Origin of the sequence: Ruegeria sp. (genome assembly GCF_965243365.1) — a bacterium.
Lineage (GTDB): Bacteria > Pseudomonadota > Alphaproteobacteria > Rhodobacterales > Rhodobacteraceae > Ruegeria.
Window position 1 is genome coordinate 796,045 of sequence record NZ_CBDEUW010000001.1, and the last position, 16,200, is coordinate 812,244.

13 protein-coding genes are annotated in these 16,200 nt (G+C 56.3%); 5 read left to right on the forward strand and 8 right to left on the reverse strand.

Annotation, left to right across the window (positions count from 1 at the left end; all coding sequences use genetic code 11):
• Positions 1–26: 26 nt before the first annotated feature.
• Both ACP0GE_RS03595 and ACP0GE_RS03600 read right to left on the reverse strand, forming a co-directional pair.
• Positions 27–386, reverse strand: coding sequence for a hypothetical protein (locus ACP0GE_RS03595; protein ID WP_424830635.1), 360 nt, complete (start codon positions 384–386; stop codon positions 27–29).
• A 10-nt stretch (positions 387–396) separates the two neighbouring features.
• A complete protein-coding gene (locus tag ACP0GE_RS03600; RefSeq protein ID WP_424830636.1) occupies positions 397–1,158 on the reverse strand; it encodes a DUF6478 family protein in 762 nt (253 codons plus the stop codon).
• A 223-nt stretch (positions 1,159–1,381) separates the two neighbouring features.
• Between ACP0GE_RS03600 and ACP0GE_RS03605 the strand changes: the two genes are divergently transcribed.
• Genes ACP0GE_RS03605 through ACP0GE_RS03620 form a run of 4 tightly spaced genes read left to right on the forward strand, consistent with a single transcriptional unit; the run spans position 1,382 to position 7,623 of the window.
• Positions 1,382–4,471: an ABC transporter transmembrane domain-containing protein gene (locus tag ACP0GE_RS03605; RefSeq protein WP_424830637.1), complete on the forward strand. Its 3,090-nt coding sequence runs from the start codon at positions 1,382–1,384 to the stop codon at positions 4,469–4,471.
• The gene (locus ACP0GE_RS03610; protein ID WP_424830638.1) at positions 4,461–5,360 is read left to right on the forward strand and encodes a lysostaphin resistance A-like protein; all 900 of its coding nucleotides are present in this window, start codon (positions 4,461–4,463) and stop codon (positions 5,358–5,360) included. Before ACP0GE_RS03605 ends, ACP0GE_RS03610 begins: the two co-directional genes overlap by 11 nt.
• A 59-nt stretch (positions 5,361–5,419) precedes the next feature.
• The gene (accD, locus tag ACP0GE_RS03615; RefSeq protein WP_424830639.1) at positions 5,420–6,352 is read left to right on the forward strand and encodes an acetyl-CoA carboxylase, carboxyltransferase subunit beta; all 933 of its coding nucleotides are present in this window, start codon (positions 5,420–5,422) and stop codon (positions 6,350–6,352) included.
• Positions 6,349–7,623, forward strand: a complete 1,275-nt coding sequence (locus ACP0GE_RS03620; protein WP_424830640.1) for a bifunctional folylpolyglutamate synthase/dihydrofolate synthase — start codon at positions 6,349–6,351, stop codon at positions 7,621–7,623. Before accD ends, ACP0GE_RS03620 begins: the two co-directional genes overlap by 4 nt.
• Before the next feature lie 61 nt (positions 7,624–7,684).
• On the opposite strand, the gene zapE is transcribed toward ACP0GE_RS03620, so the two are convergent.
• Positions 7,685–8,743, reverse strand: a complete 1,059-nt coding sequence (gene zapE, locus ACP0GE_RS03625; RefSeq protein WP_424830641.1) for a cell division protein ZapE — start codon at positions 8,741–8,743, stop codon at positions 7,685–7,687.
• 145 nt (positions 8,744–8,888) lie between these two features.
• Between zapE and ACP0GE_RS03630 the strand changes: the two genes are divergently transcribed.
• Positions 8,889–10,130 carry an MFS transporter gene (locus ACP0GE_RS03630; protein ID WP_424830642.1) on the forward strand — a complete coding sequence of 414 codons (1,242 nt, stop codon included), beginning with the start codon at positions 8,889–8,891 and terminating at the stop codon, positions 10,128–10,130.
• Between the two features lie 11 nt (positions 10,131–10,141).
• Here ACP0GE_RS03630 and ACP0GE_RS03635 read toward each other — a convergent pair whose 3' ends face one another.
• The 5 genes from ACP0GE_RS03635 to fghA all read right to left on the reverse strand — a co-directional run bounded on the left by ACP0GE_RS03635 (position 10,142) and on the right by fghA (position 16,171).
• The gene (locus tag ACP0GE_RS03635) at positions 10,142–12,181 is read right to left on the reverse strand and encodes a bifunctional aldolase/short-chain dehydrogenase (RefSeq protein WP_424830643.1); all 2,040 of its coding nucleotides are present in this window, start codon (positions 12,179–12,181) and stop codon (positions 10,142–10,144) included.
• A gap of 51 nt (positions 12,182–12,232) precedes the next feature.
• Positions 12,233–13,327, reverse strand: a complete 1,095-nt coding sequence (gene mtnA, locus ACP0GE_RS03640) for an S-methyl-5-thioribose-1-phosphate isomerase (protein ID WP_424830644.1) — start codon at positions 13,325–13,327, stop codon at positions 12,233–12,235.
• A 91-nt stretch (positions 13,328–13,418) separates the two neighbouring features.
• Complete coding sequence (locus ACP0GE_RS03645) at positions 13,419–13,880, reverse strand: YaiI/YqxD family protein (protein ID WP_424830645.1); 462 nt, start codon at positions 13,878–13,880, stop codon at positions 13,419–13,421.
• Entirely contained in the window at positions 13,877–15,334 is a 1,458-nt protein-coding gene (gene sthA / locus ACP0GE_RS03650) for a Si-specific NAD(P)(+) transhydrogenase (protein WP_424830646.1), read from the reverse strand. The genes ACP0GE_RS03645 and sthA overlap by 4 nt, the downstream gene beginning before the upstream one ends.
• A gap of 3 nt (positions 15,335–15,337) precedes the next feature.
• Positions 15,338–16,171, reverse strand: a complete 834-nt coding sequence (gene fghA / locus ACP0GE_RS03655) for an S-formylglutathione hydrolase (protein ID WP_424830647.1) — start codon at positions 16,169–16,171, stop codon at positions 15,338–15,340.
• Between the last annotated feature and the right edge of the window lie 29 nt (positions 16,172–16,200).

Here is a 16,200-nt window from a genome sequence, read left to right on the forward strand (position 1 = left end):
AGGGCAACGGCGTAGGTGGTCGCGTTTTAGTCTTCCGAACGATGCAAGCGGCGAAACGCACGTTTGAGCATATCCAATTCAGCCCGCAACAAATCAACTTCTGCCAGCAAATTATCTGCAGCGGGTGACCCGGCCATAAGGGTGAAAGACCCCAACCTCTCACCCAAGGCACTATCGACGATGACAAATGAATGCACGCCTTCTGAAACAGCGCTCATCGGCACTGGAACGCAGAGCCGCCACCCGTCTCCCTCAGCAGTTATCTCGATCCCGGCAAGCGGCTCGCCAAGATACTGGACTTCAATCTGAGGTGGGCTGGAACCAGCAAGATGCCCTTCGTAGACGCCATTTTCGAACCGTGTTGGGGTGAGAACTACTTTGGTCATGCCACCCCCCTCACATATCTGCGCGATGGTGTCGACAGAATGTCAGATCACGCACCACAATTCGGTTCATGGCAGGGTTGTCAAAAATCAGATCCAGCCAGACCTTTTCGATGCGCCTTTCATTCAGGCTCAGATGCGCGAGATCAAAGTCCATAGAGACCGTTGGCAAGCTTGCGTCCAACTCTCTCAAAACCTGCTCGGTATTTGGCCCATGTTGGATATTGAGCCGCGCAAATGCCGTCACCGGGCGCTCAGCATTCAGCACAGCATCGACGCGCATCAGATGCTGGCGTGTCAAACCCTGAGCCCCTGCGAGAGGAAGCTCGGTTGAAACGGAAAGAAAGGAACCCTGGAAATCCAGCACTTCAATCACAAGGCTAAAAGGCGAAAGATCATTATCCCTGCGATTTCTGATCTGCCGGGCGGTAATCTCCATAAGGTCACAATCGTGAAAAAGGGTCGCCTGCCCGTCGATTGCCATCTTCCGAAAGACAGAGGCAACCCCCGGACGTGACAGAGGGCTGCGCCAAAGGTCGGGACGCCACGTCCAATCAGTACCGACCGGTGTCGGGAACTGCGATGACCCGATTTCCGGGCGAATCAAACGCGCATCTGCTTTTTGAATGAAACGGTCCAATTGAAACCGCAACCGGCGTGCTGCGTCACGCTGACGTCGCAACCCAGGCGTGGGTGCATGGTCAGCCACGTGTGCGGCCCGCCGCCAAAATGACAGAACCTTTCGGTTCAGATAACGATCCAGAATTCCGCCCATGTTCTCTACGCTTTTGATCGCCCCTCTTTAGACAAAACAAGCATGGGGAATAAACCCGTATTGCAAGATTACGCCCGCAAAGCTCCTGCATTGTGAACAGGATCGATTTGCTTCCCGGTGTTTTGACGGCTGAACGACCGGCCTCATTCTTGCAATAGTTCGATACGCAACATACCTTCGGCGCTCTGGCGGCGCATCAAAACAAAAAGCGATAAGGCAGGGCATGGAACCCACCCTATTTTCATTCATCTGGAAATATTCAAAAAAGCAGCAATTGGTCCTGCTGCTTCTGACGGTTCTGTCGTTTCCCTTCCTGTACGTCTCGCTGGAACTGCCAAAACAGATCATCAACGACGCGATCGGCTCTCCTACGGACACGGTGACCGTGCTTGGATTTACGGTATCGCAGGTTCATTACCTGCTGATCCTGTGCTGTGCCTTCCTGGCGACAGTGATTGCCAGCGGTTTGATGAAAATGCGTATCAACACCATGAAGGGTGTTTTGGCCGAGCGCATGTTGCGCCGCCTGCGGTACACCCTGATCAGCCGGTCGATGCGGTTTCCAAAATCTTATTTCGCCACAACCAGTCAGGGTGAACTGGTGTCGATGATCACTTCCGAAGCTGAACCGATGGGCGGCCTGATGGGCGATGCGATTGCGCAGCCTGTATTCCAGTTCGGCCAGATGATGACCATCGTCACCTTCCTGTTCATGCAAAGCGTTTGGTTCGGCTTGGCCAGCATTGCATTGATCCCCCTACAGGCCTGGCTGATCCCGAAATTACAGCGTCAGATCAACCTGTTGAACAAGGACCGAATTCAGGAAGTTCGCCGTCTGAGCTCGGAAATCGGAGAAAGCGCCGCTGGCATCAGCGATCTGCGCACCAACGGAGGATGGCGGTATCGTCTGGCCCAGTTCAGCGACCGTCTGGGCACCTTGTTCGAGATCCGCTTCAAGATCTACAACAAGAAATTCTTCATGAAATTTCTGAACAACCTGATCACTCAGATGACGCCGTTCCTGTTCTATTCGGTGGGCGGGTATCTTGCGATCAAGGGTGAGGTGACCGTTGGTGCCCTGGTTGCGGCACTGGCCGCCTACAAAGATCTCAGCGGACCCTGGAAAGATCTGCTGACTTACTACAATCAGGTTCAGGACATGTCCCTGCGGTGGGAAATTGTTACGGAACGCTTTGCTCCTTCGAACATGATCCCGGAAAGGCTGTTTGAAGGGGAACCGGATTCGATCCCCCGGCTGAACGGCGATGTCGAACTGCACAATGTGACAGTTCGGGACGACGACGGCAAAACGATCTTGGAAGACATAGACCTGAAAATTCCTAAAGGCGCGCGCGTAGCGATTCAGTCTTCACATGCCGCCGAGCGCAGTGCATTGGCCCAATTGCTCACGCGTGAGATCCTGCCGGTGCAGGGAGAAGTCATCATAGACGGCCACAACCTGAACGCCCTGCACCAAAAGGTGATCGCGGCCCGGATCGGTTATGCCTATTCCCGCCCCTACCTGTTTGACGGTACGTTAGGGGACAACCTGATGATGCCCTTGCGTACTCACCCCAGGGCGGACGAGGATACACTTAAAGTACCATCCCGCCGTCAGATTGAGGCAGTACGGGCTGGAAACACCCCGGATTCCCTCGATGAAGAGTGGATCGACCCCGGCCTTGCCGGGTTGGAGGATATCGAAGATATCCGCGACTGGTGGTTCAAACTGGTCGAGGCGATGGGGATTGACGAATTTATGTTCCGTCGAACCTTAAGGTCCCAGTTCGATCCGGATCTGCATCCGGTCCTTGCCCAGAAAATCGTGGATCTGCGAGACACGATTGCCGAACGCCTGCTGGAACGGGGCCTGGACAAATACGTCTACCGTTTTGACCCGGACACCTTTAACCCGGCGGTTCCGTTGGGCGGAAACCTTCTGTTCTCGGCCCCTTCGCGCGACATCTCACCCGACTTGCTCGCCGGGGACGGGCGCTTTCTGTCGATGCTGGCGGCACACAACCTGGACAGCGACGCGCTGAACATCTCGAACGCCGTCCTGGAAACGCTGAACCAGACTTTTGGCCGAGATGGGGCGGATCACCCGTTGTTTCTGCGCCTTGGGCTGTCAAAGGACATGTACCACCGCCTTCTCGACATTCAGGAACGCCGCGGCGCGAAAGGCGATAACGAGCTGAGCGATCAGGATCGGGCATTGCTGCTGACTGTCCCCTTTATGCTGACCGCGGAACAAATCGGCCCCAATTTCCCCGACGAGTACAAAGACAAGATTCTCTCCATCCGGCAGAACCGGGCAGAGCAGCTGCGCAACGCGTTGAAGGGTATGTTTGTTCCCGTATCGCCGGACGTCTACCTGCCGCGCCTGACTGCCCTTGAAAACGCTCTATATGGGCGCGTCTCGATCATGGCGGGTTCTCATGCCGAAGAGATCGAAGACCTTGTCGCCGAAGTCCTGAACGAAGCCGGGCTACGTCGCCGGGCCGCAGCTATCATTTATGACCTGCCATCGGGTCTGGGCGGGAACAATCTGCCAACGGTCTTTCAAGAGCGTGCTTCATTTTCGCGCGCCGGTATCAAACGGCCTGATCTGCTGATCCTGGACAAAGCGCTGGCAAGCCACGATTCCGAAAGCCGCCTGCGTACACGGCTCAAACTGCGTGAATTGCTGCCGGACTCGATCATGATCTTCATGGAAGATCATTTCGCTCATCCGGAAGCCTATGACCTGTTCGTCGAAATCAAAGACGGCCGCATTGATGGCGTATCGCGTACTAGGCCCGAGATGGAAGACAGCGCGTCAGACGATTTGGTCCAAAAACTCAACATAATCTCGTCAAGTGAGCTCTTTTCGCGCCTTGATGGCCGAAATCAAAGGCTGCTGGCCTTCTCGGCGCAATGGTACGAAGCCGCGACCGGGCAAACCATCTTTGCCCGGGGTCAGGCGCCGGATGCCGCTTATCTTTGCATCTCGGGAGAAGCCAGCCTGCGTTGGCACGCCAAGAATGGGCAAAAAAGGGCGATTTCCACCGTCGAGCCCGGTCGCCTTATCGGCGACCTTGCGATCATTACCGGCGAACCGCGTCAACTTGATCTGGTGGCCAACACGCACTGCACTTTTCTTAGAATCGGTGCCGAAGAGCTGCGCGCTGTCATTGAAAGTGACGCCGGTGTCGCAATGCACTTGCTGGAAAGTGTCGCCGGCACCCTGACCGCATTGGGAGAGCAAATACGCGAATCGAACCTGACCATCGGGGAAGAGCCCCAGACGTCGGAGCCCCAAAATGCAGGGTGACACGCCTCGACCGGCTTATGCCGATCACGAAAGGTTGGTATCGGAGGCACGCTACTACCCCGAAATCTGGCGCCTTGTTGTTGGGCTGTGCGTTGTCACAATCCTGATTTTGGCCATGAACGCAGCGTTGTTTGTCGTGGTCGCCAGCCTTGGACCACCGGATTGGGTCGCGGATTTCCTGAACGGGACGACACCGATCTCTCTGCTGGTTGTCCTGTTCAGCTTTGCTTCTGCAACACTTGGCGTTGCAGTGGCAGCAAAAAATCTGCAGCATCGCACGCTCGGTTCAATCATTGGGGATCGCGCCGACGCAATCTGGCATTTCTGGCGGGTGTCTCGGGCGCTACTTTTGGTGGGTGCGATCCTGCTGGTCCTTCCACCTTACAACATGGGTGCCACGCTGATACCCAACCTGTCGTGGGCAGACTGGCTGGTTCTTTTACCGCTGTCCATTCCGGCTGTTCTGGTGCAAACCAGTGCCGAAGAAATTCTGTTTCGTGGGTATATCCAGCAAAGCCTCGCCGCCCGTTTCCGATCACCGCTGATCTGGATGATGCTGCCGTCGGTGTTATTCGCATTTGGTCACTACGCCCCTGCCGTGGCTCAGGACAATGCAATACTCGTTGCAGTCTGGGCTTGCGTTTTCGGAGTACTGACCGCCGATCTGACCGCACGATCCGGTACATTGGGACCAGCGATTTCGCTGCATTTCTTCAACAACCTCTCAGCTCTCCTGCTGATTTCCATGCCCGACAGCCTCAGTGGGCTGTCCCTGTACCATTTACCTTATTCGATGTCAGATACCGGCATCGTGCGGCAATGGCTTTACGTGGATTTCGGCATAATGATCGTAGGTTGGCTGGCGGCACGTCTTGCGCTCAGGCGTTGATTGCATTTCCTTCCGTTGCGTCTTATTTGACGTCAACGCCGTATCAGCAAGGTTCCGACATGAACTGGATCACAAACTATGTCCGCCCCCGGATCAACTCGATCTTCTCGCGCAGGGAAGTGCCTGAAAACCTGTGGCACAAGTGCGATGAATGCGGAACGATGCTGTTCCACCGAGAACTGGCAGAAAACCAGAATGTCTGCACGCAATGCGGCCATCACATGGCGATCACACCGCGAGAACGTTTTAACCATCTCTTTGACGGCGGCATCTTTTCGGAAGTCGCGGTGCCTGCACCAAAAGACGACCCGCTGCAATTCCGTGATCAGAAAAAATACCCTGATCGCATGAAGGCAGCCCAGAAAAAGACTGGCGAGAAAGAGGCAATGCTGGTGGCTACCGGCGAAATCGGGCGGACGCCCATCGTTGCCGCAGCTCAGGACTTTTCGTTCATGGGTGGTTCGATGGGCATGTATGTCGGCAACGCCATCATAGCCGCCGCTCAGGAAGCCGTGAAGCTGAAGCGCCCGCTGATCCTGTTCTCGGCCGCGGGCGGCGCGCGGATGCAAGAAGGTATTCTCAGCCTGATGCAGATGCCACGCACCACTGTCGCGGTCGAAATGCTGAAAGAAGCAAAACTGCCGTACATTGTGGTTCTGACGCATCCGACCACCGGTGGCGTCACCGCGTCCTACGCAATGCTGGGCGATGTTCATATCTCGGAACCCAACGCGCTGATCTGTTTCGCCGGACCGCGCGTGATCGAACAGACCATCCGTGAGAAGCTGCCCGAAGGCTTCCAGCGCGCGGAATACCTGCTGGATCACGGAATGCTGGACCGCGTCACCAAACGTACCGACATGCGGGAAGAACTCATTACAATTACCCGGATGCTGATGAACCAGCCACCTGCCGTCAAAGGCGACCTGCCGGCCCCAACCCTGGAAGAGTCCAAGGCAGAAGCCACCACCGAAGACGCTGTCGAGAAATGACCCGCCAGACCTCGGACGCCATCCTGGACAGGATGATGGCGCTGCACCCCAAGATCATCGACCTGACCTTGGATCGCGTCTGGCGTTTGCTGAATGCGCTAGGTAACCCGCAAACCGAACTGCCGCCGGTGATCCACATTGCCGGAACCAATGGCAAGGGTTCCACCCAGGCCATGATCCGTGCGGGCCTCGAAGGGGCCGGGCTGTCTGTGCATGCATATACCTCCCCCCATCTGGCCCGTTTTCACGAGCGCATCCGATTGGACGGAGAGTTGATTTCCGAACCAGCCCTGACGGCAGTTCTGGATGAGTGCTACGCTGCCAATGGTGGTGAAAACATCACCTATTTCGAGATTACGACCTGCGCGGCCCTACTGGCCTTTGCCCGCGCAAAAGCAGATTATACCCTGCTCGAAGTCGGGCTGGGCGGCCGTCTGGACGCAACAAATGTCATTGAACAGCCCGCGGTGACCGTAGTTACCCCGGTTTCGATCGATCACGAACAATTCCTGGGCGATACTTTGGGTAAAATTGCTGCGGAAAAAGCGGGGATCATCAAACCCGGAGTACCCTGCATTGTCGGACCGCAGCAGGACGAAGCGCTAGAGGTCATAGAATACACCGCAGCTCGTCTTGGCGCGCCGCTGCTGGTTCATGGCCAACACTGGCACGTTCACGAAGAAAACGGCCGCCTGATTTATCAGGACGAAACCGGCTTGCGTGACCTGCCATTACCGAACCTAATGGGCGCACACCAGATCCAGAACGCAGGTGCCGCGCTTGCTGTTCTTCGGCACCTGAACCTCGGCGACGACGCATACGAAGCTGCGGTAACCAAAGCGGAATGGCCTGCCCGCATGCAAAGGCTAAAAACCGGCCCTCTCGTCGATCAGGCGGCCCAGGCAGAAATATGGTTGGATGGCGGCCACAATGCCGCCGCAGGTGTCGCGCTGGCAGATGTGTTGCGCAAGCTCCCGCCCAAACAAACCCACATGATCTGCGGCATGCTGAACACCAAGGACGTCACAGGTTATCTGGCACCGCTCGCTGCCCAGGCCACCAGCCTGACCGCCGTATCCATCCCGGGCGAAGCCGCCACGCTTAGCGCACAAGAGACCGCAGCCGCAGCCGCTGAAGTTAACTTGCCCGCCACCACTGCTGAAAGCGTGTCGGACGCGCTCGCCGCGATCATTGCCCAAACCCCTGACGCGCGCATCCTGATCTGTGGCTCGCTCTATCTTGCGGGCAACATCCTGCGCGAGAACGGCTAAAGCTTCATCTGGCCAAAAATATCCCGGGGGAGCTGCGCAAAGCGCGGCGGGGGCAGAGCCCCTATTTTCCCCAATCTACATCCTGCATCTCACGCAGGCGCGACGCCGTACGTTCGAATTCGAATGTTCCTTCGCCTTCGACATACAGCATTTCCGGATCGGCCGCAGCGGAACAGATTAACCGGACTTTCGCCTCGTATAATGCATCTATCAGCGTAACGAACCGTTTTGCCTCATTGAAGTTATTCCGAGACAGGCGCGGGATGTCCTCAAGCACCAGAACTTTAACAGCCTCAGCTACGGCCAGATAGTCAGCCGGCCCCAACATTCGGCCACACAAATCATAAAACGTAGCCCGGGCAACACCGTTCCGGAAGGCGGGTATCTCGACGTCCCGCCCGTTGACTTTAAGGACCAGCGGATCGGCTGGCCCACCGGACAAATCAGTCCAGACGGCGCGGATATTTGCCCGCGCTTCCGGGCCGATCGGTGTAAAGTAGACAGGCGACCCCTCAAGCCGGTTCTGTCGATAGTCTGTGGGCGAGATTAACTCTCTCACCTCCAATGTCTCTTTGATATGATGGATGAACGGCAAAAACAGCTGACGGTTCAGACCATCCTTATACAGATCGTCCGGATGGCGGTTTGATGTGGTGATGACGACAACCCCGCCGTCGTGAAGCATGTCAAAAAGCCGCCCGACAATCATTGCATCCGTGATGTCGGTGATTTGCATTTCATCAAAGGCCAACACACGCACGGACTTCATCACCTGATCGGCGACAGGTGCCAATGCGTCTTCGACCCCGTCCTCACGCGCCTTGTGCAACCCTGAATGGATTTCCTGCATGAACGCATGAAAATGCACGCGCCGCGCCGGAACATCGTCCAACGTTTCAACAAACATATCCATCAACATTGACTTGCCGCGCCCAACGCCGCCCCACAGGTACAACCCCTTTGGCGGAGGAGGGGGTTTTCGAAAAAACCCACGCTTGACCGGAACAGCCAAAGCCGCGCGAATGCGTTCAAATTCGGGCAGAACAGCCTCTTGCGCGTCGTCACGGGTCAGGATGCCGTCGGCGATGCGGCTTTCATAAAGCGAAATCAAATCCGTCATGTCCGAGCCATAGCGCCCGCTCTGCGGCTTGAAAAGCCGACAATCCAATCACGCATCAAATTTGGTTAACCTCGACAGCAAAACTCCTGAATTGACGCATCACAAAAAACCGATAACTTCGCCCGTCGAAAACCCCGAGGTGTACATGTCGCAACCGACCCGCTTGTTGAACCCCATCCTGATCGTCGGATGCATCATCATCACGGTCAGCTTTGCTGTGCGCGCCTCATTCGGAGTATTCCAAATCCCGATTGCCAGCGAGTTTGGCTGGCTTCGCACCGATTTTTCGTTGGCCATTGCCATTCAGAACCTGGCATGGGGGATAGGGCAACCGATCTTCGCTGCGATCGCCGAAAAAATTGGTGATCGGAAAGCCATCATTCTGGGCGCACTGACTTATGCCGCGGGGATGGTTCTTTCCGCGTGGTCCGTCACACCTTTTGGGCATCAAATGTATGCTTGGCTAGTGGGCTTTGGCATTGCCGGTACAGGTTTTGGTGTGGTTCTGGCAGTGGTCGGACGCGCTTCGTCGGACAAGAACAGATCCATGTCGCTGGCGATTGTCACAGCCGCGGGCAGTTTTGGACAGGTTATCGGAGCCCCAACCGCCGAATGGTTGCTGAGTTTTTTGCCGTGGCAACAGGTTTTTATCGTTTTCGCCGTGGCAATTCTGGCGCTGGTTCTGACACTTCCATTCATGCGTGCCCCGCAAGCAGTCAGCAAAGCTGAACTAGAAGAGAGCATGAGCCAGATTCTCGGTAAAGCCTTTCGCGACCCATCTTATGCATTGATCTTTCTTGGTTTTTTCAGTTGTGGTTATCAGTTGGCATTTATCACCGCCCATTTTCCCGCTTTCGTAACCGAGATGTGCGGGCCGATCCAACCCGGCGGTATTTTGCATTCCTTGGGAATCACAACCACCTCGGCCTTGGGGGCGGTCGCCATCTCTCTGGTCGGGTTGGCCAACATTGGCGGAACGCTGATTGCAGGATGGGCCGGAAACCATTTCCCGAAGAAGTATCTGCTGGCTGCAATTTACACCGCACGTACTGTCGCGGCAGCGGCATTCATTCTTTTACCAATCACACCGATGTCCGTCATCGTATTTTCGATCGTGATGGGATCGTTGTGGTTGGCAACCGTACCGCTGACATCCGGACTCGTCGCTCACCTATACGGGCTGCGCTACATGGGTACACTTTACGGGTTCATCTTCCTCAGCCATCAGATTGGTGGCTTTCTGGGTGTTTGGCTGGGCGGCCGGATGTATGATCAGTTTGGCGATTATACGATGGTCTGGTGGATCGGCGTCGCTGTCGGAGCGTTCAGCGCTATCGTTCATTTGCCTATTCGCGAGAACAGACCAACGGCGACCGCCGCAGCCTGAGGGCTGTGAAATCAACGTAGCTCCGCCTCGGTATTCCCGCCGTCGACCGTCACGACATGTCCTGTTGTCCGCTCCATCTGGGCCAATGCGACAAAAGCGTCGGCGACGTGGGCGGCCTCAACCTCACGGCCCAGCAGGTTGCCAGCCATGTATTTTTCTTCGGACACGCCGCGCGCCGCAGCGCGTTCTTTGATGAAGGCTTCGGTCAGAAGGCCCGACCGGATACGATCCGCATTCACTCCGTTCACCCGAATACCGGACTCAGCAAGTTCCAAAGTCAGTTGTCGCAGCAGGAACATCGTCGCAGCCTTGGGTGTACCATACGCGCCCATGTTTCGCCCCGGATTTATCGCTTGCTTGGAGATATTGAACAAAAGCTGCCCGCCGCGTCCTTGCGACTGCATGACACGAGCAGTGGCCAAGGCCATGGACTTATGAGCAAAGAAATTCAATTCGAAAGCGGCGCGAAACTCCGCGTCGTCCATATCTAACAAAGCACCACCTGTCGCCGAACCGGCATTGGATACCAGAATATCCAACCCCCCAAACTGCTGGACGGCAGCCTCCATTGCAGCTTGTGCAGCACCGTCCTGCGTCAGATCGCAAGCAAACGCAGCGTGCCACGGCCCCAGATCTTCAGCCGCCGCCTTCAAAGCTGCCTTTTGCTGGTCCACCAACAGAACATTGGCACCTTTTTGAGCAAATGCTTTTGCAGCCGCCAGACCAATCGCCCCAGCGCCCCCGGTTACCATGACAACCTTGCCCTGGAACGGAGGCGGCGTGCTTTTACCAAGCTTTGCCTGTTCCAAAGACCAGTATTCGCAATCGAACCGATCCTTTTCATCCAGCGGATAAAAACCCCCGGCATCCTCTCCAACAGCGCGGACCCGAAGGTTCTGCTCGGCCAAGTCTGCGGCGATCGAGGCCGCCATGGCGTTTGACCCCATCCCCACAACGCCGACCCCTTCGATCCAGGCATGTTTGGGATCAGCGGTCAGGACTGTTTTGGGTTCGTTGGCTTGCGCGGCCTGGCGTTCGAAATAGGCGTGGTAGTCTTTCGCAAATTCTTCGACTTTTTGCTGTACCGACGCGCGCCCACCCAGAATGTCTGCGGACCGAAGTACCAGCGGGCAACCTTTTGTCCGCAATACATGATCAGGAGACGCCATGCCCCGCGCGGCCAATGCGTCAATGTCCGATCGTCTGAAAAACTCCATGACGTCCGGACAGTTTCGCAGGTCGAAGATCGGCATTGCATCGTCCCGACCCGCTGAAACGTCAGCGATGATACCGCGAAGCATCGGCAGAACTGCCAAATCCGGGGCAGGGTATCGTTCGCCAAGAGGGGTTCGTTCCTTCATCCCAAAATACTCGGCCACTTCGTTGGTATGTGACACGATCTTGTCGTAGCTTTCCTTCGCCGTCGCACCGAAGGTGAAATGACCATGCTGCAACAGAAGTAGGCCCTCAACATCGGGGTTTTCCTCAAAAACTTCGGCAGCTTTTTTGGCTAAACCAAACCCCGGCATGATGTAGGGAACGATGCCAAGACGGTCGCCGAAAATTTCGCGGCAGACCTCGGCGGCATTTGGCAAGTTCGCCAGAACCAGAAACGGCGTAGCGTGGGTGTGGTCGACATATTTGTGCGGCAGAAATGCGTGAAGCAACGTTTCAACCGACGGGTTGGGCGCTCCTGAGTCCAGAAGGTTTGCGCGCTGCACGTTCACCATGTCGAAATCCGACAGGGTCTCAAGCGCGCGAAGTTTCATGAGCGGATCAAGCCAGACGCCCGGCAATCCCGGTGCCAGTATCGTGTCCAGATCCCAGCCGGAACCTTTGACATGCAGAACACGCTGCATGATGCCGAACAAATCAGGGCGCTCCAGCTTGACCGAGGTATTGCCGCCACCATGCATCAGCAAGTCGGGGTTCTGCCCAATCAGGCGCGATGTGTAAACACGTTCTCCCAGCTCCTGATCAGCAGGGTCCGTTCCTGCTTCGCGACGCCATTTTTGTGCGTCTTCAGTAACATACCAGTTTTCAATCATCATTCGCGCCCTTTGATCTTTTTCGACCCTTCCGGGATGAAACCTAAGAAAGTGTTAATTCACCTTGTCAGGGAACAGAGCCGCCAGTCCTTCCGCCGACGCGTCGCACACACCACGTTCCGTAATCAGGCCGGTCACCAGACGGTTGGGCGTAACATCAAATGCCGGATTACCACCTTCCGTGCCTTTTGGCGTAACCAGGATATCCATCACGGCACCGGCCTCACCGATACCCAAAACATGCGTGACCTCTCGCTGATCGCGCTCTTCAATCGGGATTTCGGCAACACCATCCCGAACCGTCCAGTCAATCGTAGGAGAGGGCAGGGCAACGTAGAACGGGACTCCGTTATCCCGGGCGGCCAGGGCCTTCAGATAGGTACCGATTTTATTACAAACGTCTCCTTGTGCGGTAGTTCGATCTGTCCCGGTTATGACGGCGTCCACCAGCCCGTGCTGCATCAAATGCCCACCTGCATTGTCCACGATATAGCGGTGGGGAATACCGTGCTCACCCAACTCCCAAGACGTCAACGCACCTTGATTGCGCGGCCGTGTCTCGTCCACCCAGATTTCCACTGGAATGCCTGCCTCATGCGCATGGTACATGGGGCTGGTCGCGGTACCCCAATCTACCGTCGCCAGCCAACCAGCGTTGCAATGTGTCAGCAAACGCACGGGCTCGCCTTCTGGTTTTCCCGCTGCAATTTGCCGGATCAGGTCCAGACCGTGCCGTCCGATTGAGGCGTTGATCTCAACGTCTTCGTCCGAAATCTCCTGGGCAAGTTGCCATGCCTGCGCCGCCCGGTCAGCAGGTGCCAAAGGCATTAATGCAGCCCGACATCGGTCCAGGGCCCAGCGCAGGTTGATCGCAGTGGGTCGGGTTGCATTCAACACGTCATAAGCTGTGTCAAATGACGCATCCGAGCTGTCCCGCGACATCTGCTCGGCAATTCCAAAGGCCGCCGTCGCACCGATCAAAGGCGCTCCGCGAACCCACATATCCCGGATCGCGGTCGCAAACTCATCCAGAGTTTTGAGAGTTACAATTCGAAACTCATGTGGTAGCCACCGTTGATCAATGATCCGGACTTCACCTGAAGCTTTGTCCCACCAAATCGAGCGATAATGTTCGCCGTTCACCTTCATAGCGCTGCCTCCCTTAGACCGTATGTTTCGCCTGAACTTTGCAAGGTCATGCCCGGATTTGAAGCGAAATCGCCCGCAATTCGGCCGAAGATCAGGACGAAGTGCGAATTGCCGCCCTCAACTCGCGTTCCAAAGCGTCCAGAAACCGGGACCGGTCGGCTTTGCCAAAGGGTTTCCCTCCGCCTCCGGCACCCAAAGGGTTTGCTGCGCGCAAGTCGGCCATCAGGTCACGCATGGCGAGTTGCTGGCCGATATTCGCTAACGTGAAGGCCTCACCACTCGGGCGCAAAGTGCGAGCCCCCGCCTCGACGCATTTCGCGGCCAGTGGAATATCAGACGTGACAACAACATCGCCTGTACCGCAACGCTCAGCGATCCACTTGTCGGCTTCGTCAGCACCCTCCGCCACGATCACAACCTGTACCAAAGGGTTGGCAGACGGCCGCAACCCGCCATTGGAAACCAAAACCATCGGAATCTTGTGTCGCGTTGCCACCCGCTCGGCCTCCATCTTGACCGGACAGGCGTCACCATCGACATAAAGAGTTGTCACGCGCTTTTTGCCTCTTTCTTGGCGGGCGAAGCGGGTTTCTTTTTCACCTTGAATTCATCCGGAATAGGCATTCGGTTGAACGCGTCCAAACCAGCAATCTTGTAAGCCTCGGCCAGCGTCGGATAGTTGAACGTGTTCTGCACAAAATAGTCGACCGTACCCTTCAGGTTCAGAACCGCCTGCGCGATATGGATCAGCTCGGTCGCGCCTTCGCCCACGATCTGCACGCCCAGAACCCGCCGGGTTTTCAGCGAAAATAGCATCTTCAGCATCCCGTGCTCTAACCCCATAATATGCCCGCGCGAAGTTTCACGGAAACGTGCCACGCCGACTTCGTAGGGGATACCGCGTTCCTGCAACTCTTCCTCGGACATGCCGCAGGTGGAAATCTCAGGTACCGAATAGATACCGTAAGGGTACCAAGGGCTTTCCGGCAGGGTAGGGGTTTCCAACGCGTGACAAGCCGCAACGCGACCTTGTTGCAATGAGGTTGACGCCAATGATGGATGCCCGATGACGTCACCCGTTGCATAGATATGCGGTACCGAAGTCTGATAGGTCTTGCGATCTACGCTGATGCGATTGCGATGGTCTGTCTCGATCCCGACCGCATCCAGATTCAATGTCGAGGTCGCCCCCATGCGCCCGGCAGCGAATAGCATCATCTCGGCGCGCACGTGGCGCCCGTTGTCCAGCGACACTTCGACGTGAGAGCCTGCATCTTCGATCTTTTCAACCGCCGCCCCCAGGCGCAAGTCCACTCCGTTTTCGCGGATTTGATGTGTGAAGTCGTGGATCAACGTCTTGTCGATGAAATCCAGGAAGGTCTCGCGCGGTTCGACCAAAGTCACCCGCACATCCAGCGCCGAAAACATGGTGGCATATTCAACACCGATCACACCCGCGCCGATCACGCACAGCGAGCGCGGGATTTCGTCCATCTCAAGAAATTCATCCCCGTCGACAATCGTCTTGCCGTTGAAAGGCACATAATCGGGCCGATAGGTCTTGGTGCCAGTCGCAATCAGGAATTTTGCAGCTGTCAGGCGCGTAGTTTCGCCAGCGTCTGATGCGACTTCAATCTCATGCGGGCCGGTGAACTTGGCCAACCCGTTCATTGTTTCCACATGATTTCGGTTGAACTGATGTTCCAGCACATCGACTTCGTGGTCCAGCGTCATGTGCAGGCGTGCCTTCAGATCTTCGGCCCGGATCTGATCCTTTACCCGATAGGAGCGCCCGTAAAAGCTGCGCTCACGCCAACCAGAGAGGTTCAGAACCGTTTCGCGCAGCGTTTTCGATGGGATTGTCCCAGTGTGAACAGACACGCCGCCAAAGCGATCTTTGCGATCGATCACCAGCACCCGGCGCTGCAACTTGCCCGCCTGAATTGCCGCCGCCCGGCCCGAGGGGCCGGAGCCAATGATAATCAGATCGTAATCGAACTTGCTCATGCCTTAGTCCCCGTACAATGCCTCGGCGTGGAACGAGACATGATCCTCCATGAAGGTCGAGATGAAGAAATAGGAATGGTCATATCCGGGTTGCATTCGGTTCGTGGCTTGCTGACGACGTTCGGCGATAGCATTGGCCAAAGCCTCGGGGCGTAACAGGTCCATGAATTGGTCATCGGTTCCGGTATCGATCAGGACAGGACCATCGAAGCCTTTTTCTTTCATCAAAACCGATGAGTCATGGGGGGCCCATGCCGCCTCATCCTCACCCAGATAGGCGCTAAGCTGTTTACGGCCCCAATCGCTGTTCACCGGGTTCGAAATCGGTGCAAAGGCCGAAACGGAACGGAACCGCCCTGGCAGCGACATCGCCAGCGTCAAAGCACCATGACCACCCATCGAATGCCCAGTGATCGCCTGACGTTCGGCGTCGATGGCAAAATTCTGCACCAGCAGGCCGGGCAGTTCTTCCGCCACATAATCCCACATGCGGAAATGCGGCGCCCACGGCTTTTGTGTTGCGTTGACATAGAACCCGGCCCCTTGGCCCAGATCATAGTCGGCATGATCAGCCACACCTTCACCGCGAGGGGATGTATCCGGGAAAACCAGCGCAATACCCTGTTCGGCTGCCCAGCCTTGCGCACCGGCTTTGGTCATGGCGTTCTCATGGGTGCATGTCAGCCCGGACAGGTACCACAAAACGGGAACCGGACCATCCTTGGCTTCGGCCGGCAAAAAGAGGCCAAATGTCATGTCGCATGAACAGGCCGAAGAGCTATGGCGATAAACGCCCTGTACACCGCCAAAGCAGGCGTTTTCCGAAAGGGTTTCCATCTGGCAAATTCCTTACAATGGGTTTGTGA